Source organism: Pseudomonas sp. B21-012 (genome assembly GCF_024749305.1).
Lineage (GTDB): Bacteria > Pseudomonadota > Gammaproteobacteria > Pseudomonadales > Pseudomonadaceae > Aquipseudomonas.
This window is the reverse complement of sequence record NZ_CP087197.1, coordinates 5,694,214-5,716,205: the sequence shown is the minus strand read 5'-3', so window position 1 is coordinate 5,716,205 and position 21,992 is coordinate 5,694,214. Positions and strand designations below refer to the sequence as shown.

The 21,992-nt window shown below is 62.7% G+C and carries 17 protein-coding genes; 12 read left to right on the top strand and 5 right to left on the bottom strand.

The window, feature by feature from the left end:
- Positions 1-6 precede the first annotated feature (6 nt).
- The 5 genes from LOY37_RS26285 (at position 7) to gcvP (ending at position 7,363) form a co-directional block, all read left to right on the top strand.
- Positions 7-1,008: an extracellular solute-binding protein gene (locus tag LOY37_RS26285; protein ID WP_045201202.1), complete on the top strand. Its 1,002-nt coding sequence runs from the start codon at positions 7-9 to the stop codon at positions 1,006-1,008.
- A 144-nt stretch (positions 1,009-1,152) separates the two neighbouring features.
- The gene (locus tag LOY37_RS26280; protein ID WP_258716040.1) at positions 1,153-2,775 is read left to right on the top strand and encodes an iron ABC transporter permease; all 1,623 of its coding nucleotides are present in this window, start codon (positions 1,153-1,155) and stop codon (positions 2,773-2,775) included.
- Between the two features lie 121 nt (positions 2,776-2,896).
- Positions 2,897-3,979 (top strand): glycine cleavage system aminomethyltransferase GcvT, encoded by a 1,083-nt coding sequence (gene gcvT / locus LOY37_RS26275; RefSeq protein ID WP_258716039.1) that lies wholly within the window; start codon positions 2,897-2,899, stop codon positions 3,977-3,979.
- A gap of 47 nt (positions 3,980-4,026) precedes the next feature.
- The gene (gene gcvH, locus LOY37_RS26270; protein WP_123565199.1) at positions 4,027-4,410 is read left to right on the top strand and encodes a glycine cleavage system protein GcvH; all 384 of its coding nucleotides are present in this window, start codon (positions 4,027-4,029) and stop codon (positions 4,408-4,410) included.
- A gap of 79 nt (positions 4,411-4,489) precedes the next feature.
- Positions 4,490-7,363 carry an aminomethyl-transferring glycine dehydrogenase gene (gcvP, locus tag LOY37_RS26265; RefSeq protein ID WP_258716038.1) on the top strand — a complete coding sequence of 958 codons (2,874 nt, stop codon included), beginning with the start codon at positions 4,490-4,492 and terminating at the stop codon, positions 7,361-7,363.
- A 51-nt stretch (positions 7,364-7,414) separates the two neighbouring features.
- Here the strand turns inward: gcvP and LOY37_RS26260 are convergent, their stop codons facing one another.
- From LOY37_RS26260 to LOY37_RS26250, 3 genes are all read right to left on the bottom strand, one after another.
- A complete protein-coding gene (locus tag LOY37_RS26260) occupies positions 7,415-7,732 on the bottom strand; it encodes a DUF2388 domain-containing protein (RefSeq protein ID WP_045201089.1) in 318 nt (105 codons plus the stop codon).
- Between the two features lie 91 nt (positions 7,733-7,823).
- Positions 7,824-9,494, bottom strand: coding sequence for a GspE/PulE family protein (locus LOY37_RS26255; protein ID WP_258716037.1), 1,671 nt, complete (start codon positions 9,492-9,494; stop codon positions 7,824-7,826).
- Positions 9,495-9,579: 85 nt separating this feature from the next.
- The gene (locus LOY37_RS26250) at positions 9,580-9,900 is read right to left on the bottom strand and encodes a hypothetical protein (RefSeq protein ID WP_195885282.1); all 321 of its coding nucleotides are present in this window, start codon (positions 9,898-9,900) and stop codon (positions 9,580-9,582) included.
- Between the two features lie 125 nt (positions 9,901-10,025).
- Here LOY37_RS26250 and LOY37_RS26245 point away from each other — a divergent pair, with 125 nt between their 5' ends.
- Positions 10,026-10,496 (top strand): Lrp/AsnC family transcriptional regulator, encoded by a 471-nt coding sequence (locus tag LOY37_RS26245; RefSeq protein ID WP_093378268.1) that lies wholly within the window; start codon positions 10,026-10,028, stop codon positions 10,494-10,496.
- Between the two features lie 3 nt (positions 10,497-10,499).
- Here the strand turns inward: LOY37_RS26245 and LOY37_RS26240 are convergent, their stop codons facing one another.
- Positions 10,500-11,867 (bottom strand): inorganic triphosphatase, encoded by a 1,368-nt coding sequence (locus LOY37_RS26240; RefSeq protein ID WP_258716036.1) that lies wholly within the window; start codon positions 11,865-11,867, stop codon positions 10,500-10,502.
- A gap of 126 nt (positions 11,868-11,993) precedes the next feature.
- On the opposite strand from LOY37_RS26240, the gene argE reads away from it, so the two are divergent.
- Both argE and argA read left to right on the top strand, forming a co-directional pair.
- A complete protein-coding gene (argE, locus tag LOY37_RS26235) occupies positions 11,994-13,151 on the top strand; it encodes an acetylornithine deacetylase (RefSeq protein ID WP_258716035.1) in 1,158 nt (385 codons plus the stop codon).
- 115 nt (positions 13,152-13,266) lie between these two features.
- Entirely contained in the window at positions 13,267-14,565 is a 1,299-nt protein-coding gene (gene argA, locus LOY37_RS26230) for an amino-acid N-acetyltransferase (RefSeq protein ID WP_195885279.1), read from the top strand.
- 106 nt (positions 14,566-14,671) lie between these two features.
- Here argA and LOY37_RS26225 read toward each other — a convergent pair whose 3' ends face one another.
- Positions 14,672-16,048, bottom strand: a complete 1,377-nt coding sequence (locus LOY37_RS26225; protein ID WP_045201104.1) for a glutamine synthetase family protein — start codon at positions 16,046-16,048, stop codon at positions 14,672-14,674.
- A 605-nt stretch (positions 16,049-16,653) separates the two neighbouring features.
- Here LOY37_RS26225 and LOY37_RS26220 point away from each other — a divergent pair.
- The 4 genes from LOY37_RS26220 (at position 16,654) to LOY37_RS26205 (ending at position 21,943) form a co-directional block, all read left to right on the top strand.
- Positions 16,654-18,012, top strand: coding sequence for a glutamine synthetase family protein (locus LOY37_RS26220; RefSeq protein WP_045201108.1), 1,359 nt, complete (start codon positions 16,654-16,656; stop codon positions 18,010-18,012).
- A gap of 47 nt (positions 18,013-18,059) precedes the next feature.
- A complete protein-coding gene (locus LOY37_RS26215) occupies positions 18,060-19,418 on the top strand; it encodes an aspartate aminotransferase family protein (RefSeq protein WP_093378291.1) in 1,359 nt (452 codons plus the stop codon).
- Between the two features lie 169 nt (positions 19,419-19,587).
- Positions 19,588-20,685, top strand: a complete 1,098-nt coding sequence (locus LOY37_RS26210; protein ID WP_045201113.1) for a polyamine ABC transporter substrate-binding protein — start codon at positions 19,588-19,590, stop codon at positions 20,683-20,685.
- A 163-nt stretch (positions 20,686-20,848) separates the two neighbouring features.
- Positions 20,849-21,943, top strand: coding sequence for a polyamine ABC transporter substrate-binding protein (locus LOY37_RS26205; RefSeq protein WP_093378296.1), 1,095 nt, complete (start codon positions 20,849-20,851; stop codon positions 21,941-21,943).
- The last annotated feature ends 49 nt before the right edge of the window (positions 21,944-21,992 follow it).

The following is a 21,992-nucleotide window of genomic DNA, read 5'->3' as shown; positions in this document are numbered from 1 at the left end:
TGCACCATGTTGCCACGCAAGCACGTAATGGCCGCCCTGGCTCTGACCCTGTTCGGCACGGCCGCCCAGGCGGCGGACGAGGTGGTGGTGTATTCCTCGCGCATCGACGAGCTGATCAAACCGGTATTCGATGCCTACACCAAAGAAACCGGGGTGAAGATCAAGTTCATCACCGACAAGGAAGCGCCGCTGATGCAGCGGATCAAGGCCGAGGGCGAGAACGCCACCGCCGACCTGCTGCTCACCGTCGACGCCGGCAACCTTTGGCAGGCCGAGCAGATGGGCATCCTGCAGCCGATCAAGTCGGACGTCATCGACAAGAACATCCCCGCCCAGTACCGCGCCTCGTCCCACGACTGGACCGGCCTGAGCCTGCGCGCACGGACCATCGCCTACTCCACCGAGCGGGTCAAACCCGAAGAGCTGAGCACCTACGAGGCCCTGGCCGACAAAAACTGGGAAGGTCGCCTGTGCCTGCGTACGGCGAAGAAGGTCTACAACCAGTCGCTGACCGCTACCCTGATCGAAACCCATGGCGAGCAAAAAACCGAAGAGATCATCAAGGGCTGGGTCAACAACCTGTCCACCGATGTATTCTCCGACGACACCGCCTTGCTCCAGGCGATCAACGCCGGCCAGTGCGACGTCGGCATCGTCAACACCTACTACTACGGCCGCCTGCACAAGGAAAACCCCAAGCTGGCAGTCAAGCTGTTCTGGCCCAACCAGGCTGACCGTGGCGTGCACGTCAACCTCTCGGGTATCGGCCTGACCAAATATGCGCCGCACCCTGAGGCGGCGAAGAAGCTGGTCGAATGGATGACCGGTGCCGAGGCGCAGAAAATCTTCGCCGGCGTGAACCAGGAGTTCCCGGCCAACCCGGCCGTGGCGCCATCTGAAGAAGTGGCTGCCTGGGGCACCTTCAAGGCCGACAGCATTGCTGTGGAAGTGGCCGGCAAACGCCAGGCCGAAGCCATCCGCCTGATGGATCGGGCTGGCTGGAACTAAGCGCCAGGCTTTATCCTTGCGGGGCCCTTATCGGCCCCCTGTGGGAGCGGGCTTGCCCCGCGATTGCAATGTGACTGACACAATGCAATCGCGGGGCAAGGCCGCTCCCACAGAGCCTGTGCTTCTACATAGAGATTTTTCCTTTTGGCCCACCCCGCCCAACGCCGCTGGTACCCCCTGGTCTTCATCATCGCCGCCCTGGTGCTGCTGCCGCTGAGCGTGCTGTTGTTGTCCTGGCAGTCGGTCGACCTGCAGATCTGGTCGCACCTGCTCGATACCCAGATGAGCCGCCTGCTGGGCAACACCCTGACGCTGATCTTCGGTGTCGGCATCGGTGTGACGGTGCTCGGCGTGAGCCTGGCCTGGCTCACCAGCCTGTGCGAGTTCCCCGGGCGGCGCTGGCTCGACTGGGCCTTGATGCTACCATTCGCGATTCCGGCCTATGTGCTGGCGTTCGTGTTTGTCGGCCTGCTGGATTTCGCCGGGCCGGTGCAAACCCTGCTGCGCGAATGGTTCGGGCCCATGCGCCTGCCGCGGGTGCGCTCCACCGGAGGGGTAATCACCGTGCTGGTGCTGGTGTTCTACCCCTACGTCTACCTGCTGGCCCGTAACGCCTTCCTGGCCCAGGGCAAGGGCCTGATGGAGGCGGCGCGGGTCCTGGGACTGTCGCCGCTGCAGGCATTCTGGCGGGTTGCCATGCCCATGGCGCGGCCGGCCATCGGTGCCGGGGTGGCCCTGGCATTGATGGAAACCCTGGCGGATTTTGGCGCGGTGTCAGTGTTCAACTTCGACACCTTCACTACCGCCATCTACAAGACCTGGTACGGCTTCTTCAGCCTCTCAAGCGCCGCGCAACTGGCCAGCCTGCTGTTGCTGGCGGTGATGCTGGTGCTGTACGGCGAGCGCCGGGCCCGTGGCGCCGTGCGCAGCAGCAACGAACGCCCGCGCGGCCAGGCCTTGTATCACTTGCGGGGCATCAAGGCCCTGGCCGCCAGCAGCTGGTGCCTGCTGGTGTTCGCCTGTGCCTTCGTGGTGCCGATGCTGCAATTGCTGGTGTGGTTCTGGCAGCGTGGCCGTTTCGACCTCGACGAGCGCTATGCCGGGCTTATCCTGCATACCCTGTACCTGGGCGCCATGGCGGCACTGATTACTGTGTGTGTTGCCCTGATGCTGGCGTTTGCCCGGCGCCAGGCGCCGACCTCGACCATCCGCGCCGGCGTCGGCCTGGCCAACCTGGGCTATGCCTTGCCCGGCTCGGTGCTGGCAGTGTCGATCATGCTGGCCTTCAGTTACCTCGATAACCACTTGGTGGTGCCGCTGTCCGGCTGGCTCGGTGGTGCCGGCAAGCCGTTGCTGCTCGGCAGCCTGTCGGCCTTGTTGCTGGCGTATCTGGTGCGCTTTATCGCCGTGGCCTACGGCCCGCTGGAAAATAGCCTGGGACGGATTCGCCCGTCCTTGCCGGAAGCATCGCGCAGCCTGGGGGTCAGTGGCCCGAGATTGTTTTTCAAGGTGTATCTACCCTTGCTGGTGCCCGGTGCCATGAGCGCGGCGCTGCTGGTATTCGTCGACGTGCTCAAGGAAATGCCGGCGACCTTGCTGATGCGCCCCTTTGGCTGGGATACCCTGGCGGTTCGGGTATTCGAAATGACCAGCGAAGGCGAATGGTCGCGGGCTTCGCTACCGGCGCTGACCCTGGTGCTGGTCGGCTTGCTGCCGGTCATCGGCCTGATTCGACGTTCGGCCCGCCACCCCGGTCAAACGCGCTGAGGGTGTAAGCCTGCTTGCTTGCAGCTACAATGCGCGGCATTCGCTGCGGCCGGTCCTACAGACCGGGTAGCTGCAACGCTGCCAGCCGCCGTAGCCTCGCCACGCCCGGAAGGAGAAACCCATGGGACAGCGTACGCCTCTTTATGACCTGCACTTGGCCCTCGGCGCCAAGATGGTCGATTTTGGCGGTTGGGATATGCCCCTGCATTACGGCTCGCAAGTCGAGGAACACCATCAGGTGCGCCAGGCCTGCGGGGTCTTCGATGTATCCCACATGACCGTGATCGATATCCGTGGCGCCCAGGCCGGTGCCTGGCTGCAACAGGTACTGGCCAATGATGTCGCGCGCCTGAACACCACCGGCAAGGCCCTGTACAGCACCATGCTCAACGAGCAGGGCGGGGTGATCGACGACATGATCGTCTACCGCTGTGAAGACGGTTACCGCCTGGTGGTCAACGCCTCGACCCGCGACAAGGACCTGGCCTGGCTGCAGGCGCGGATGATCGGCTTCGAGGTCGAGCTGAGCGAGCGCCCGGAACTGGCCATCCTTGCCATCCAGGGCCCGCAGGCGCGAGAAAAGGTCGCGGAGCTGGTAACCGCTGCCCGCGCCGCTTTGATCCGTGAACTCAAGCCCTTCGAAGGCCTGGCCGATGGTGACTGGTTCATCGCCCGCACCGGTTATACCGGTGAGGATGGCCTGGAAATCATTTTCCCGGCGGTACAGGCGCCGGCGTTCTTCAACGACCTGGTCGGCGCCGGCATCGCCCCTAGCGGCCTTGGCGCCCGCGATACCCTGCGCCTGGAAGCGGGCATGAACCTGTATGGCCAGGACATCGACGAAGCCCACACGCCGCTGACCTCGAACCTGGGCTGGAGCATCGCCTGGGAGCCGGCAGCGCGTGACTTCATCGGTCGCAAGGGCCTGCTGGAAGAAATCGAGCATGGCGTCGAGCAGAAACTGGTCGGCCTGGTGCTCGAAGAGCGCGGGGTTTTACGCGCCCATCAGGTGGTCCGTGTCGCCGGGATTGGCGAAGGGGAGATCACCAGTGGTAGTTTCTCTCCTACGCTGAGCAAATCCATTGCCCTGGCGCGGTTGCCGATGGCCACCGCCGATCGTGCCGAGGTGGAGATTCGCGGCAAGTGGTACCCGGTGCGGGTGGTCAAGCCGACCTTCGTGCGCCATGGCAAGATCCTGATCTGAACCCAATTCTGGCGGGCCAACCGCTGACCCAATCGAGGACAACAATTATGAGCAATATCCCCGCCGACCTGCGTTTTGCCGAAAGCCACGAATGGGCCCGGCTGGAAGCCGATGGCTCTGTGACTGTCGGGATCAGCGACCATGCCCAGGAAGCCCTGGGTGACGTGGTGTTCGTCGAGCTGGCGGAAGTGGGCAAGGTCTTTGCCGCCGGCGATGCGGCGGGCGTGGTCGAGTCGGTCAAGGCCGCTTCCGACATCTACGCACCAGTCAGCGGTGAAGTGATCGCGGTCAACGAAGAGCTGGCCGACAGCCCCGAGTCGCTGAACAGCGACCCGTACGGCAGCTGGATCTTCAAGCTCAAGCCAAGCGACAAGGCCGAGCTGGACAAACTGCTCGACGCCGCCGGTTACAAAGCCGCCATCGGCGAATAGTTTCACGCAGGCGGCAATCTCTTCCTAGACTCAATATGCCTCGAGCGCTCGAGGCTTGGTCGAGGAAGAGAGAGCCGCTATGTCCCAGTCGCCGTCCCTGAGCCAACTGCACGACCGCAATCCTTTTCTGCGTCGCCACCTGGGCCCCGATGCCTCGGAGCAGCAGGCCATGCTCGCCACCCTCGGGGTTGGCAGCCGCCGCGAGCTGATCGAACAGACCGTGCCGCCGGGCATCCGCCTGAACCGGCCACTGGAGCTGCCTGAGGCCCTCGATGAACAGGCTGCCCTGGCCAGGCTCAAGGGCTATGCCGAGCAGAACCAGGTGTGGACCAGCCTGATCGGCATGGGTTATCACGGCACCATCACGCCAACCGTCATTTTGCGTAACGTCCTCGAAAACCCGGGCTGGTACACCGCCTATACCCCGTATCAACCGGAAATCGCCCAGGGCCGCCTGGAAGCCTTGCTCAATTTCCAGCAAATGATCATCGACCTCACCGGCCTGGATCTCGCTAACGCCTCGTTGCTCGACGAAGCCACTGCCGCGGCAGAAGCCATGGCCCTGGCCAAGCGCGTGGCCAAGTCGAAAAGCAATGCCTTCTTCGCCGATGAACACTGCCACCCGCAAACCCTCTCGGTGCTGCAGACCCGCGCCGAGGGCTTTGGTTTCGAACTGATCGTCGACGCTGTGGATAACCTCGCCAAGTACAAGGTGTTCGGGGCCTTGCTGCAATACCCCGATACCCACGGCGAAGTGCGTGACTTGCGGCCGCTGATCACTCAGCTGCATGCCCAGCAGGCGCTGGCCTGCGTCGCTGCCGATCTGCTCAGCCTGGTGATGCTGATGCCGCCGGGTGAGCAGGGCGCCGACGTGGTACTGGGCTCCTCTCAGCGCTTCGGCGTGCCCATGGGCTTTGGTGGCCCGCATGCGGCGTACTTTGCCTGCCGGGACGAATTCAAGCGGGCCATGCCTGGGCGCATCATCGGCGTGTCCAAGGATGCCCGCGGCAACACCGCGTTGCGTATGGCCCTGCAAACCCGCGAACAGCATATCCGCCGCGAGAAGGCCAACTCCAACATCTGCACCGCCCAGGTGCTGCTGGCCAACATCGCCGCCTTCTATGCGGTGTACCACGGCCCGGAAGGCCTGCAGCGCATCGCCCAGCGCGTGCATGCGTTGACCTTCGTGTTGGCGGCGGGTCTGGAGAGCAAGGGCATCAAGCGCCTCAACGAGCACTTCTTCGACACCCTGACCCTGGAAGTCGGCGGCAGTCAGACGGCCATTATCGAAAGCGCCGAGGCGGCGCAGATCAACCTGCGGATTCTGGGTCGCGGGCAACTGGGCGTGAGCCTCGACGAGACCTGTGACGAAACCACGGTGATGCGCCTGTTCGATATCTTCCTGGGCGCCGACCACGGCCTGGATATCGCCGCGCTGGATGCTCTGGCGCAGCCCGAGGGCATTCCGTCGGCATTGGTGCGACGCTCGGCTTTTCTCAGCCACCCGGTGTTCAACCTGCACCACAGCGAAACCGAGATGCTGCGCTACCTTAAGCAGCTGGAGAACAAGGACCTGGCGCTGAACCAGTCGATGATCCCGCTGGGCTCGTGCACGATGAAACTCAATGCCAGCAGCGAGATGATCCCGATCACCTGGCCGGGTTTCGCCCTGCTGCACCCCTTTGCCCCGGCCGCGCAGGTGCAGGGCTACAAGGCGATGATCGACGAGCTGGAAAGCTGGCTGTGCGCGATCACCGGCTTCGATGCCATCTGCATGCAACCCAACTCCGGCGCTCAGGGCGAGTACGCCGGGCTGATGGCGATTGCCAAGTACCACCGCAGCCGTCATCAACCGCAACGTGATATCTGCCTGATCCCGGCCTCGGCCCATGGCACCAACCCGGCCTCGGCGCAGATGGCCGGGATGCAGGTGGTGATCGTCGAGTGCGACCAAGCCGGCAACGTCGACCTGGCCGACCTCAAAGCCAAGGCGCAGGCGGCTGGCGACAAGCTGTCGTGCCTGATGGCGACCTACCCATCGACCCATGGTGTGTACGAGGAAGGCATCAGCGAGATCTGCGAAGTTATCCACACGCACGGCGGCCAGGTGTACATGGACGGTGCCAACCTCAATGCCCAGGTCGGCCTGGCGCGGCCAGCGGATATCGGCGCCGACGTCTCGCACATGAACCTGCACAAGACCTTCTGCATCCCCCACGGCGGTGGCGGCCCGGGCATGGGCCCGATCGGTGTGCGCGCACACCTGGCGCCGTTTGTCGCCAGCCACCCGGTCATCCCGCTGCCTGGCCCCGACCCGCAGAACACCGCAGTCAGCGCCGCGCCCTGGGGCAGCGCGAGCATTTTGCCGATCAGCTGGATGTACATCGCCATGATGGGCCCGCAACTGGCCGATGCCAGCGAGGTGGCGATCCTCTCGGCCAACTACCTGGCCGAGCAATTGGGCGGCGCCTTCCCGGTGCTTTATCGCGGGCGCAACGAACGGGTGGCCCATGAATGCATCCTCGATCTGCGCCCGCTCAAGGCCTTGACCGGCATCACCGAGGAGGATGTGGCCAAGCGCTTGATGGATTACGGTTTCCACGCGCCGACCATGTCGTTCCCGGTGCCGGGCACCCTGATGGTCGAGCCGACCGAGAGCGAGTCGAAGGCCGAGCTGGATCGCTTTGTCGAGGCGATGCTGAGCATTCGCGCCGAGATCCGTGAAGTGCAGGAGGGTAACTGGCCGGCCGAAGACAACCCGCTCAAGCATGCGCCGCATACGCTGGAGGATGTGCTAGGGGTGTGGGAGCGGCCCTACAGCATTGCCCAGGGCGTGGCGCCCAGTGCCCATGCGCGGCAGCACAAGTATTGGCCGGCAGTGAATCGCGTCGACAATGTGTATGGCGACAGGAACCTGTTTTGCGCCTGTGTGCCGGTGGATGACTATCGTTGAAGCGCTATTGGTGTGGGAGGGGATTTATCCGCTCCCACAGCGGTCGCGAGCTTACTCGCTGGCTAGCGCATTCTTGGCCAGGATCGCATTGGCCAGTTCCATGTCGCTGACTTGCAGCCCCGGGTTGTCGGCGCGCACTTTGTGCATCGCCGCTTCCAGGTACGGGCCGCGAATCGCGCCTTCGCTGGCGACGTAGCTGCCGGCATCATCCTGGGCCGCCATGACCAGTTTGTGGTCCTTGAAGGTCAGGTAGGTGGAACCGGTGGTGGCGCCGGACGAGATGACGTTGCGCCAGAAGGTATCGGCCATGGCAGAACCAACCGGCAGGGACAGCAGGGCGAGGGTGGCGACTGCGAATTTGAGGCGCATCGGGGGTGACTCCAACGTGAGGTGAACTGGGGCCTTTGATCGGCTTTGCGCAGATCTAGTTCCCTGCCCGGGTAAAAGCTTTGGCGCAGCCTCAGGCCGTGACGCGAAGCACTTCAGCCTGGCTTGTCTGCCCGGCCGCGACCTTGTCCAGGCCACTTTGCCTGAGGCTGTGCATCCCTTCCCTCAACGCCAGTTGGCGCAGGCCAGGCAGGTCGGCTTCACGGTTGATGAGTGACTTGAGCGCTTCGCTGATGCCCAGCAACTCGAAGATCGCGCTACGGCCGTGATACCCGGTGTGCCGGCATTCCCGGCACCCCAGCGGCGCTCCCTTGCAGTGCCGGCACAGGGTACGCACCAGGCGCTGGGCCATGACCCCGATCAGGCTGGCCTTGAGCAGGTAGGGCGCAATGCCCAGCTCGAGCAGGCGGGTGATGGCGCTGCAGGCATCGTTTGTATGCAGGGTCGAGAGCACCAGGTGGCCGGTGAGGGCGGCCTGAATCGCCACCTGAGCGGTTTCCAGGTCGCGTATTTCGCCGATCATGATGACATCCGGGTCCTGGCGCAGCAGGGCGCGGGTGCCGGCGGCAAAGTCGAGGTCGATGGCTGGTTGCACCTGCAACTGGTTGAAGGCCGGTTCTACCATCTCGATCGGGTCTTCGACGGTGCACAGGTTGATCTGCGGGGTAGCCAGGTGTTTGAGGCTGGCGTACAGGGTGCTGGTTTTGCCCGAGCCGGTAGGCCCGGTGACCAGGATAATGCCGTGGCGATGGTCGAGCATGGCCAGCCAGCGCTTGAGGTCGGCGCCGCCGAGGCCCAGTTGGGCAAAGTCCTGTTGCAGCAACTGTGGATCGAAAACACGCAGTACGAGTTTTTCACCGAATGTGGTCGGCAGGGTCGACAGCCGCAGCTCGATCTCTGCGCCGCCTGGCAGGCGGGTCTTGATCCGGCCGTCCTGGGGCCGGCGTTTTTCTGCGACATTCATGCGCCCCAGGCTTTTCAGGCGGCTGACCACCGCCAGAGTCACCGGCCCCGGAAACTGGTAGACCGGGTGCAGCACGCCGTCGATGCGAAAGCGCAGCTGGCCCTGATCGCGCCGGGGCTCGAGGTGGATATCGCTGGCGCGCTGCTCGAAGGCGTACTGCAACAACCAGTCGACGATGCTGACAATGTGCGCATCGTTGGCTTGTGCGTCAGCCCCGCGCGCGCCCAGCTCAAGCAACTGCTCAAGATTACCCGCAGCGATTGGCGTCGACTGCTGCTGACTGGCGCCGCTGACCGATTGCGCGACCTGGAAAAACGTCTGGCTGAGCTGACGGATCTGCACCGGGCTGGCCAGCACGCGCTTGATTGGCCGTTGCAGCCCCTGCGTCAGGTCCGCTTCCCAGGCGCGTACATAAGGTTGTGCGCTGGCCACGGTGACGCCGCTGGTATCGGCGGCCACCGCGAGGATGCCGTGGCGCCGGGCGAAGCCTGCAGACATCAGGCCGGTGAGGCGGGCGGGGTCGATCTCCAGGGGATCGATACGCAGGTACGGCTGCCCGGCCTGCCTGGCCAGCCATTGGCACAGGCTATCGAGGTCCAGGTGCTGGCCGGGATTAAGCAGGTCGGCAAGCTGCTGGCTGGCGATCCACTCCAGTGGGTGCTGGTCGTGCGGCACCGGCGGGCAATTGCCGCGATCAGCCGGGCTGATGCGTTGCTCGGCCAGCAGCTCGTCCAGCAGGGTGTTCAGGTCAAGCCAGCGATCTTCGCTAAGGTTGTGCATGGCTGCGGGCTTCCTTGCCGCGCCACCGACAGTGATGGCTTGAGCAAGGTTAGCGGCTGAGCCGGGGCTTCCCGCTGAACAAGGGTTACCAGGCTTTTCCGGCAGTGCTCAACTGCACTTCGCTTACGCAAATCAGGTTGCGCATTTTTTGCGCAATCAGCTCGGCGCGGTGCCAGCTAAGGCCGCTGATGCCAATCTCGACGTTGAGCAGGTCATCCTGCTGCTCGACATTCAAGCGATGTGGTACCAGAAATTGCAGGGCAAACAGGTTGAGCACCCGGCACAGGCTGTCGGGTTCGGCTTCGACCTGCAGTTGATAGCAGACATCGCTGTGGGCGTTGTTGGCGGCCCAGACATCGTGGCGCAAGGGCGTAAGGGGGCTGTCCAGCCGTTCGAGAGCGCTCATGGGTTTCTCCGCAAAAAGTGGAGAAATTTTTACATGCGGGCCGGGGCATTTCTTCTCTATGATCGTGAGATATTGCGGATTATTGAATAGCTCAATTCGAATCAACCGACTTTGGAGAAAAAATCATGCACAGTGAACTGGACGGCTATGACCGGCGCATTCTGGCTTTGTTGCAGGAAGATGCCTCGCTCTCCAGCGCGCAGATCGCCGAGCGCGTGGGCTTGTCGCAATCGCCTTGCTGGCGGCGCATACAACGCCTGAAAGAGGAGGGGGTGATTCGCGCCCAGGTGACCCTGCTCGACCGCAAGAAGATCGGCCTGAACACGCAGATTTTCGCCGAGGTCAAACTCAACGCCCACGGGCGCTCCAACTTCACCGAGTTCACCGAGGCGATCCGCGGTTTTCCGGAAGTGCTGGAGTGTTATGTATTGATGGGCGCAGTGGATTTTCTGCTGCGCATTGTCACCCCGGACATCGAAGCCTACGAACGGTTCTTTTTCGAAAAGCTGTCGATGGTGCCGGGGATCCAGGAGGTCAACTCGACCGTGGCCTTGTCCGAAATCAAGTCCACGACGAGTTTGCCGGTATTGCCTTGAGCCTTACTTGCGCAGCAGGTGTTTCCAGCCGCGGCTCTGGAACACGGCCATGGCCTGGTGGACGCGGGCTTCGAGCACTTCGTCGCTGATCGGCAGGTTGGCCAGTTCCTGGAGCTTGTTCAGCTCGCCGAACAGGCGGTCCAGGTCCGGGCTTTCCAGCACCTGGCGGGCATGATGCAGCCAGGCCAGCAGGCGCTCGATGCGCGGCAGCTGCTCGGCCAGGTCTTCCGGTTGGCGATGGTACAGCGGCAGGTTGAGGGCCTTGGCTTCTTCGGCCAGCAGCACGTTCAGCCAGTTGGCCAGTTGCGCGGCGCCCTGGCGGTCGCCGCGCTTGTTGCGCTCGACGGTCCAGGCACGGGCCAGCAGCCAGCGCGAGGTCTCCAGGGAGAACTGGCCCCAGCGGGTTTCCAGCAGCTCCTCGGCGAACTGCTCGGGCGCTGCGCGGCGTACATCTTCGTCGTCGGCACCAGCGAGCACCAGCGGGCGCCAGTCTTCGAGCAGGGCGTCGAGGCTGTTGCGCAACTCGCGGGTGCTGGCGCGTGGGCCGGCCTGGCCGAGGCTGCTGGCCAGGGCACGCAGTTCCCAGAGGTTTTCGACCCAGTCTTGCAGCAGGCGCCAGTGACCGTTGAAACGGTACTGTTCGGCCAGGCGCTGACTGCTGCCGAGCAACTGCCAGGCCAACGCGGCGAAGGCGTCGTCGAGGGTCATTTCGGCGTTCAGTTCGGCGGCTGGCAGGCTCAGGGCGTAGCTGCCGGCGTCGAGCAGGCGGTAGCCGCGCTCGGCCTTGCTGATGTCGCAGGGCATCAGCGGCAGCTTGGCTGACAGCTCGGCGGCCAGTTCCAGCAGGGCTTCGGGGGCGCCTTCGCGCAGCTCGAGCTCCAGCTCGCAGATCTCTTCTTTTTGCTTGCCGGCGACCACGGTGCCGAGGTCCAGGGCGGCTTCGATTACCACTTTGGCCTTGCCGCGGCCCCAGGCGATTTCGGCGTACTCACGGATGAAATCGGTGGTGAACAGCGCCTTGATGGTCTTTTTGTCGACATCGGCCAGTTGCTCTGGCCAGCACTCGGCGTCGAGTTTTTTCAGGTCGAGCTTGGCCTTGGGCAACTGCCATTCGAACTCGTTGCGCTGGGACAGGCCGGCGACGCTCTGGCCGCGGGTCTTGAGGGTCTGGATGACCACCTCGCCGTCGCGGCGCAGGCGCAGGGCGACCTTGGCGGCGGCCAGGTCGCGCTCCGGAGTGTCGAAGTACTGGTTGAGCAGTTCGCGGCTTTGCCACCCGGACTTGTTGCGCTTGTTCAGCAATGGGTGTTCACGCAGGGCGGCGAGGGTCTCGCGGCTGACCCGCAGTTTGATTTCGGTTTCTTTATGCATTGCTGGGTAATCCAGGCTCGAATGACAGGGAGCGTCTTGGGGGTGCAGTGTACAGGAGTCGGCTCGCGGCGGTTTATTCCCGGTGCCGGATGGCCCTATGATGAGCTTCGCCCAAGGAGAAAGCGCATGCCGTTGCCATCGCTCAAAGAGCAGTTCGCCGCCCTGATCGCCGCGCCATCGGTCAGTTGTACCCAGCCGTCGCTGGATCAGTCCAATCGTGCGGTGATCGACCTGCTGGCCGGCTGGCTGGGGGACCTGGGTTTTGCCTGTGACATTCAGCAGGTGACTCCGGGCAAGTACAACCTGCTGGCGAGCTACGGCAGCGGCCCGGGCGGCCTGGTGCTGGCCGGGCACAGCGATACCGTGCCGTATGATCCTGAACTGTGGCAGACCGACCCGCTCAAGTTGACCGAGGTCGACGGCCGCTGGGTGGGCTTGGGCAGTTGCGACATGAAGGGCTTCTTCGCCCTGATCATCGAGGCCGTACAGCCCTTGCTGGCGCATGACTTCAAGCAGCCGCTGCTGATTCTCGCCACCTGCGACGAAGAGAGCTCGATGGCCGGCGCCCGCGCCCTGGCCGAGGCCGGCCGGCCGCTGGGCCGTGCGGCGGTGATCGGCGAGCCGACCGGGCTCAAGCCGATCCGCCTGCACAAGGGGGTGATGATGGAGCGCATCGACATTCTTGGGCGCAGTGGCCATTCGTCCGATCCGAGCCTGGGCCATAGCGCCCTGGAGGCCATGCACCAGGTGATGGGCGAGCTGATGAACCTGCGTCGGCAGTGGCAGCGGGAATACAACAATGCCCAGTTCAGCGTGCCGCAACCGACGATGAACTTCGGCTGCATCCACGGCGGCGACAACCCTAACCGCATCTGCGGGCAGTGCGCCCTGGAGTTCGACCTGCGCCCGCTGCCGGGCATGGACCCTGAAGTACTGCGCAACGCCATCCGGCACAAACTGGCGCCGCTGGCCGAGCAGCATCAGGTGCGCATCGACTACGCGCCGCTGTTCCCCGAGGTACCGCCGTTCGAGCAGGCCGCCGATGCGGAACTGGTACGGGTCGCCGAACGTCTTACCGGCCATCGCGCCGAAGCGGTAGCCTTTGGCACCGAAGCGCCTTATCTTCAGCGCCTGGGTTGCGAGACCCTGGTACTGGGCCCCGGCGACATCGCCTGCGCCCACCAGCCGGGCGAATACCTTGAAATGTCACGCTTGCAGCCTACCGTGCGTCTATTGCGTGAGTTGATCGAACATTATTGCCTCAGCCCGGTAATTGCCCGCTGAGCTGAACCGTTTTGCAGAGGAGATTGCGCGTGACGCCAAGCCTGTTCCGACGATAACCCTTCGAGCGCTGTGTGCTTTCCCGTTCTTGTCCCTATTTTCTACAGGCTCTCCGGTTATGCCCGAATACGTCAATTGGCTGCGTCATGCTTCGCCTTACATCAACGCCCACCGCGACTGCACCTTTGTGGTCATGCTGCCCGGTGACGGCGTCGAACACCCCAACTTCGGCAATATCGTTCACGACCTGGTGCTGCTGCACAGCCTTGGCGTGCGCCTGGTGCTGGTCCACGGCTCGCGCCCGCAGATCGAAAGCCGCCTGGCGGCCCGCGGCCTGACCCCGCACTACCACCGCGGCATGCGCATCACCGATGCGGCGACGCTTGAATGCGTGATCGATGCCGTAGGCCACTTGCGCATCGCCATCGAGGCGCGCCTGTCGATGGACATGGCCGCCTCGCCGATGCAGGGCTCACGCCTGCGCGTGGCTGCCGGCAACCTGGTTACCGCGCGGCCGATCGGCGTGGTCGAAGGCGTTGATTACCACCACACCGGCGAAGTGCGCCGGGTCGACCGCAAAGGTATCAATCGCCTGCTCGACGAGCGCTCTATCGTCCTGCTTTCGCCTTTGGGCTATTCGCCCACCGGCGAGATCTTCAACCTCGCCTGTGAAGACGTCGCCACTCGCGCCGCGATTGAACTGAATGCTGACAAGCTGCTGCTGTTCGGCGCCGAGCGCGGCCTGCTTGATGAACAGGGCCGGCTGGTGCGCGAACTGCGCCCCCAGCAAGTGCCGGCGCACCTGCAGCGCCTGGGCAGCGACTACCAGGGCGAGCTGCTTGATGCCGCCGCCGAAGCCTGCCGGGGCGGTGTGGCGCGCAGTCATATCGTCAGCTATGGCGAAGATGGCGCCTTGCTCACCGAGCTGTTCACCCGCGATGGTGGCGGTACCCTGGTGGCCCAGGAGCAGTTCGAGAAGGTGCGTGAAGCCGCGATCGAGGATGTCGGCGGCTTGCTCGACCTGATCAGCCCGCTGGAGGAGCAGGGCATTCTCGTGCGCCGTTCGCGTGAGGTGCTGGAGCGTGAGATCGAGCAGTTCAGTGTGGTCGAGCGCGAGGGCATGATCATCGCCTGTGCGGCGCTGTACCCGATTGCCGATTCCGAAGCGGGCGAGCTGGCGTGCCTGGCGGTCAACCCGGAGTATCGCCATGGTGGCCGTGGTGACGAGCTGCTGGAGCGTATCGAGACGCGGGCGCGGGAAATGGGGCTCAACACCCTGTTCGTGCTAACAACGCGGACAGCGCACTGGTTCCGCGAACGCGGCTTTGTGCCTAGCGGCGTCGAGCGGCTGCCGGCGGCGCGGGCATCGCTGTACAACTATCAGCGTAATTCGAAGATCTTCGAAAAAGCGCTGTAAAGCATCGCGGGTCAAGTCGGGTCGCCGCACCGCCGCTCCCACAGAAGATATTTGTGGGAGCGGCGGTGCGGCGACCCGACTTGACCCGCGATAAGGCCCTCAAGCATCAAACGGTATGCAGATACCAGTTGTACTCAAGGTCGGAGATGGAGTGTTCGAACTCCTCCAGCTCGCTCTCTTTACAGGCCACGAAGATATCGATGTATTTCGGATCGATGTACCTGGCCAGGATCTCGCTGTCGTCCAGCTCGCGCAGGGCATCACGCAGGTTGTTCGGCAGGCTCTGCTCGTTCTGCTCGTAGGAGTTGCCTTCAACCGGTTCGCCCGGGTCGACCTTGTTGGTCAGGCCATGGTGAACACCGGCCAGTACAGCGGCCATCAGCAGGTACGGGTTGGCATCGGCACCGGCTACGCGGTGTTCGATGCGCACGGCGTCCGGGGTGCCGGTCGGCACGCGCAGGGCCACGGTACGGTTGTCCAGGCCCCAGCTAGGCGAGTTCGGCACGTAGAACTGGGCACCAAAACGGCGGTACGAGTTGACGTTCGGGCACAGGAACGCCATCGACGCCGGTAGGGTCTCGAGCACACCGCCGATCGCGTGACGCAGTGCGGCGTTCTGCTCGGGATCCTCGCTGGTGAAGATGTTCTTGCCATCTTTGTCCAGCACCGAGATATGGACATGCAGACCATTACCCGCCTGGCCCGGGTAGGGCTTGGCCATGAAGGTGGTGTCCATTTCATGGTCGTAGGCAATGTTCTTGATCAGGCGCTTGAGCAGTACCGCGTAGTCGCAGGCCTTCATCGGGTCGGCAACGTGGTGCAGGTTGACTTCGAACTGTGCCGGGGCGCTTTCCTTGACGATGGCGTCAGCCGGAATGCCTTGTTCCTTGGCACCCTCGAGGATGTCCTGGAGGCAGTCGACGTATTCGTCGAGGTCGTCGATCAGGTAGACCTGGGTCGAGATCGGGCGTTTGCCGGAGATCGGCGAGCGCGGCGGTTGCGGGCGGCCGTTCACGTTCTCCTGGTCGATCAGGTAGAACTCAAGCTCGAATGCGGCGCAGATGGTCAGGCCCAGCTCGTCGAACTTGCTCACGACCTGGCGCAGGACTTCCCGCGGGTCAGCGAAGAACGGTTCGCCTTCGAGCTCGTGCATGGTCATCAGCAGTTGCGCGGTCGGGCGCTTCTGCCAGGGCTCGTTGGACAGGGTGTCCGGGATTGGATAGCAGATGCGGTCGGCATCGCCGATGTCCAGGCCAAGGCCGGTGCTTTCGACGGTCGAGCCGTTGATATCCAGGGCGAAGAGGGAGGCCGGCAGGTTGATGCCTTTCTCGTAAACCTTGTGGAGGCTGGTGCGCTCGATGCGCTTGCCGCGCACCACACCATTCATATCTGCAATCAGAAGGTCAACGTAGAGAACCTCAGGATGTTCCTTAAGGAACGCGTTCGCTTCGTTAAGCTGAACGGCACGCGGGGGTACCGACATGATGCAACACCTTTGTTGTTAAAAATATCAATCAATGGGGGCTTGCAGGTTCAGTCAATCGGAAAGCCTTGCTGAAGTCAAGCCAGCCCCATGATGCCCTAAAATGGCCCTCAAGCGGCATTTTTGCTGCAATTGGGGGCGCCGACAAGGGCTGCTTTCGTACGGTAACGGCGATCTTGAGCGGGCCGTGTTCTATTTTTTACGGGGGTGTTGTGTAAAAAAATGAACAAGGCTAAGCTCGGTGGCAACCCATAACACCAATAATACCGGGGGTTACATGTCACGCCTGCCGACAACCGGCATCATCGCCCGCCGTTCACAGAACGGTTTGCACGCATTCCTCGCGGGTGGCTTGCGCCCTGCGCCAGCACCTTGCGCCCCGGCTGAAATAATTGACGGCCCAGGCGTCCTGCCTGCTGTCGACGCTACTTCGAATGACCTCTGCCATCACTATAGCGGGCTCGTCAGCCTTGCGGGAACTGCCCGTTGCGGCCTCCCTGCGCCTGACTTTTGCTTTAGCCCCGTGGGGCATCCAGAATGTCTGGGACGGCCCACTCCGGGTCACGTCCTGACGTCAGTCCAGACATTTACCTCCTGAGGTATTTATGAGTAGCAACCTCGACCAGCTCACCGATTGGTTGAAAGAACACAAGATCACCGAAGTCGAGTGCCTGATCAGCGACCTCACCGGTATCACCCGCGGCAAGATCTCGCCGACCAACAAGTTCATCGCCGAAAAAGGCATGCGCCTGCCCGAGAGCGTGTTGCTGCAGACCGTGACCGGCGACTATGTCGATGACGACATCTATTACGAACTGCTCGACCCGGCCGACATCGACATGATCTGCCGCCCCGACGAGAACGCGGTGTTTCTCGTGCCCTGGGCCATCGAGCCGACCGCCCAGGTGATCCACGACACCTACGACAAGCAGGGCAACCCGGTCGAGCTGTCGCCGCGCAACGTGCTCAAGAAGGTTTTGAAGCTCTACGCCGACAAGGGCTGGCAGCCGATCGTGGCGCCAGAGATGGAGTTCTACCTGACCAAGCGCTGCGAAGACCCGGACTTCCCCCTGCAGCCGCCGATTGGCCGCTCCGGGCGCCCGGAAACCGGTCGCCAGTCCTTCTCTATTGAAGCGGCCAACGAATTCGACCCGCTGTTCGAGGACGTCTACGACTGGTGCGAGCTGCAGAACCTGGACCTCGACACGCTGATCCACGAAGACGGCACGGCGCAGATGGAAATCAACTTCCGTCACGGGAATGCCTTGTCGCTGGCCGACCAGATTCTGGTGTTCAAGCGCACCATGCGCGAGGCTGCGCTCAAGCACAACGTCGCCGCCACCTTCATGGCCAAGCCGATGACCGGCGAGCCGGGCAGCGCCATGCACCTGCACCAGAGCATCATCGACGTGCACACCGGCAAGAACATCTTCTCGGACGAAGACGGGCGCATGAGTGAGCTGTTCCTCAACCACGTCGGCGGCCTGCAGAAGTTCATCCCGGTGGTGCTGCCGCTGTTCGCCCCCAACGTCAACTCGTTCCGCCGCTTCTTGCCCGACACCTCGGCGCCGGTGAACGTCGAGTGGGGCGAAGAGAACCGTACCGTCGGCCTGCGCGTACCGGATGCCGGCCCGCAGAACCGCCGGGTCGAGAACCGCCTGCCAGGCGCCGACGCCAACCCCTACCTGGCGATCGCCGCCAGCCTGCTGTGCGGTTTCATCGGCATGGTCGAAGGCATCAAGCCGAGCGCGCCGGTACAGGGTCGTGGTTACGAGCGGCGCAACCTGCGCCTGCCGCTGACCATCGAGGACGCCCTCGAGCGCATGGAAAACTGCAAGGCCCTGGAACCCTACCTGGGCAAGAAATTCATTACCGGCTACGTCGCCACCAAACGCGCCGAGCATGAAAACTTCAAACGCGTAATCAGCTCCTGGGAACGTGAGTTCCTGCTGTTTGCGGTCTGATCAACCCGGAGCCGCAGGACCGCGGCCGTCAACAAACGGAGAAGCACATGAGCGTCAACAACCCGCAAACCCGTGAGTGGCAAACCCTTAGCAGTGAGCATCACCTGGCACCTTTCAGTGACTATCAACAGCTGAAAGAGAAGGGGCCGCGGATCATCACCAAAGCCGAGGGCGTGCACCTGTGGGACAGCGAGGGCAACAAAATCCTCGATGGCATGGCGGGCCTGTGGTGCGTGGCGGTCGGTTATGGCCGTGAAGAGCTGGTTGAAGTGGCCGCCAAGCAGATGCGCGAGCTGCCGTACTACAACCTGTTCTTCCAGACTGCCCACCCACCGGCACTGGAGCTGGCCAAGGCGGTTACCGCCGTGGCGCCCAAGGGCATGACCCATGTGTTCTTCACCGGTTCCGGTTCTGAAGGCAACGACACCAACCTGCGCATGGTCCGCCATTACTGGGCGCTCAAGGGCAAGCCGCAGAAACAGGTGATCATTGGCCGTATCAATGGCTATCACGGCTCCACCGTGGCCGGCGCCGCCCTGGGCGGCATGAGCGGCATGCATGCCCAGGGTGGCACGCTGCCGGGCATCGAGCACATCCCGCAGCCATACTGGTTCGGTGAGGGCGGCGACATGACCCCGGACGAGTTCGGGGTCTGGGCTGCCGAGCAGCTGGAAAAGAAAATCCTCGAAGTCGGCGAAGACAAGGTCGCCGCCTTTATTGCCGAGCCGATCCAGGGCGCCGGCGGGGTGATCATTCCGCCAGAAACCTACTGGCCGAAGATCAAGGAGATCCTCGCCAAGTACGACATCCTGTTCATTGCCGACGAAGTGATCTGTGGCTTCGGTCGCACTGGCGAGTGGTTCGGTTCCGATTACTACGACCTTAAGCCCGACCTGATGACCATCGCCAAGGGCCTGACCTCCGGTTACATCCCCATGGGCGGTGTGATCGTGCGTGACGAAGTGGCCAAGGTGCTTAGCCAAGGCGGCGACTTCAACCACGGCTTCACTTACTCCGGCCACCCGGTGGCGGCGGCGGTAGGCCTGGAAAACCTGCGGATCCTGCGCGACGAGAAGATCATCGAGCGGGTTCAGGCCGAAACGGCACCGTATTTGCAGAAACGTCTGCGTGAGCTCAACGATCACCCGCTGGTGGGCGAAGTGCGTGGCCTGGGCATGCTCGGTGCCATCGAACTGGTCAAGGACAAGGCCACCCGTGCCCGTTACGAAGGCCAGGGTGCCGGCATGATCTGCCGCCAGTTCTGCTTCGACAACGGCCTGATCATGCGCGCCGTGGGCGACACCATGATCATCGCGCCGCCGCTGGTGATCAGCCACGCCGAGATCGACGAGCTGGTGGAAAAGGCGCGCAAATGCCTGGACCTGACGCTTGAAGCGCTGAAATAGCCAAGTGCTAGGCTAGCGTAATGGCATCAATGGGTTTCAAGGCGCCTCTGTTGTTGAAAGAGCGCCTTGTAACTTGCCAGACTAGCGGCTGTTTCAGTCGCTCGGAGCTTGCGCCGAATAAGCCGGCCGCTGAACAGATGGCTAAATAAAAAATTCTGGAGCATTACGCATGAAGAAATTGGGCAAGACGTTGTTGGCCGTGTCCCTGATGGGCGCCATGGCCAGTGCTGTTCAGGCGGATGACAAAGTACTGCACGTCTATAACTGGTCCGACTACATCGCACCAGACACCGTCGCCAAGTTCGAGAAACAGTCCGGTATCAAGGTCGTCTACGACGTCTTCGACAGCAACGAAACCCTCGAAGCCAAGTTGCTGGCAGGCAAGTCCGGTTACGACGTGGTGGTACCGTCGAACAACTTCCTGGCCAAGCAGATCAAGGCTGGCGTCTATCAGGAGCTGGACAAGTCCAAGCTGCCAAACTGGAAGAACCTCGACGAAGACCTGCTCAAGGCCGTTGGCGATGCCAGCGACCCGGGCAACAAGCATGCGTTCCCGTACATGTGGGGCTCCATCGGCATCGGCTACAACCCGGAGAAGGTCAAGGCGGCGCTGGGCGTCGACAAGATCGATTCCTGGGACGTGGTGTTCAAGCCGGAAAACATCGCCAAGCTCAAAAGCTGCGGCGTGAGCTTCCTCGATGCCCCGACCGAGATGATTCCGGCGGCGCTGCACTACCTGGGCAAGCCGACCAACAGCACGAAAAAAGAAGACCTCAAAGCCGCCGAAGACCTGTTCCTCAGCGTGCGTCCTTCGATCGGCTACTTCCACTCCTCCAAGTACATCTCGGACCTGGCCAACGGCAACATCTGCGTGGCCGTAGGTTATTCGGGTGACCTGGAGCAGTCCAAGGCACGTGCCCACGAAGCCGGCGACAAGGTCAAGCTCGACTACATCATTCCGAAAGAAGGCGCCGGTACCTTCTACGACATGGTTGCCATCCCTAAAGATGCCGTCAACGTCGACGCCGCCTACAAGTTCATGGATTTCCTGATGCAGCCGGAAATCATGGCCGAGATCACCAATGCCGTCCGTTTCCCGAACGGCAACAAGGCGGCCACCGCACTGGTGGACAAGGACATCTCGGGCGATCCGAGCATCTACCCACCGGCTGATGTGAAGAAGCAGCTGTACGCAATTGCTGACCCGGGTGCCAAGGCCCAGCGCGAAATCACGCGCAGCTGGACCAAGATCAAGTCGGGCAAGTAACAGCGGTGACCTCCCTGGGCGCGGTGTAAATCCCGCCCGGGGAGCATGAAAGCACAAATTTTTTTTGCGGCATGAGTGCATCGAAGGTAAGTTGCGCGCCGGTTTGCTTATCCGGCAGGTATTTCTGCCGTTTGCCACGGGCACATTTGTGAGGACCTCCCACTTGTCTATTTCTGTATTTCGCAAGGCCATGTTGGCTGGAGCGGGTCTGACGCTGGCGATCAGCGTCCAAGCGGCGCCCACGGTGCACATTTATAACTGGTCCGACTACATCGGTCAGACCACCCTCGCGGACTTCGAAAAAGCCACTGGCATCAAGCCGGTGCAAGATGTCTTCGACTCCAACGAAACCCTGGAAGGCAAACTGCTGGCCGGTCGCACCGGCTATGACGTGGTGGTGCCGTCCAACCATTTCCTCGGCAAGCAGATCAAGGCGGGCGCGTTCCAGAAGCTCGACAAGGCGCTGCTGCCAAACTATGCGAACCTCGACCCGGCGCTGATGAAGCGCCTGGAAAAGAACGACCCGGGCAACCAGTACGCCGTCCCCTACCTGTGGGGCACCAATGGCATCGGCTATAACGTCGACAAGGTCAAGGCGGCGCTGGGTACCGACAAGATCGATTCCTGGGCCGTGCTGCTCGAGCCGGAGAACATCAAGAAGCTCTCCAAGTGCGGAGTCGCGTTCCTCGACTCGGCCGACGAGATGCTCCCGGCGGTGCTCAACTACATGGGGCGCGACCCCAACAGCACCAACCCCAAGGACTACGCCGACGCCGAGAAGAAGCTGCTGGCCGTGCGTCCCTACGTGACCTACTTCCACTCCTCCAAGTACATCTCCGACCTTGCCAACGGCGACATCTGCGTGGCTGCCGGTTTCTCCGGCGATGTATTCCAGGCCAAGTCCCGCGCCGAAGAAGCCGGCAAGGGCGTCAAGGTGGCCTATGCGATTCCCAAGGAAGGCGGCAACCTCTGGTTCGACATGCTGGCGATCCCCAAGGACTCCAAGAATGTCAAAGAGGCCCATGCCTTCATCAACTATTTGCTGCAGCCTGAGGTAATTGCCCAGGTCAGTGATTACGTCGGTTACGCCAACCCGAACCCCAAGGCTGGCGATCTGATGGACCAGAGCGTGCGAACCGACGCAGCGGTTTACCCACCGCAAGAAGTGCTGGACAAGTTGTACGTCAACTCCGAGCTGCCTCCCAAGGTGCAACGGTTGATGACCCGTAGCTGGACCAAGGTCAAGTCGGGCAAGTAAAAATCCAGGGTCCGTCACGGCAGGGGCGGACGCAAAAAATCTTGTTGGG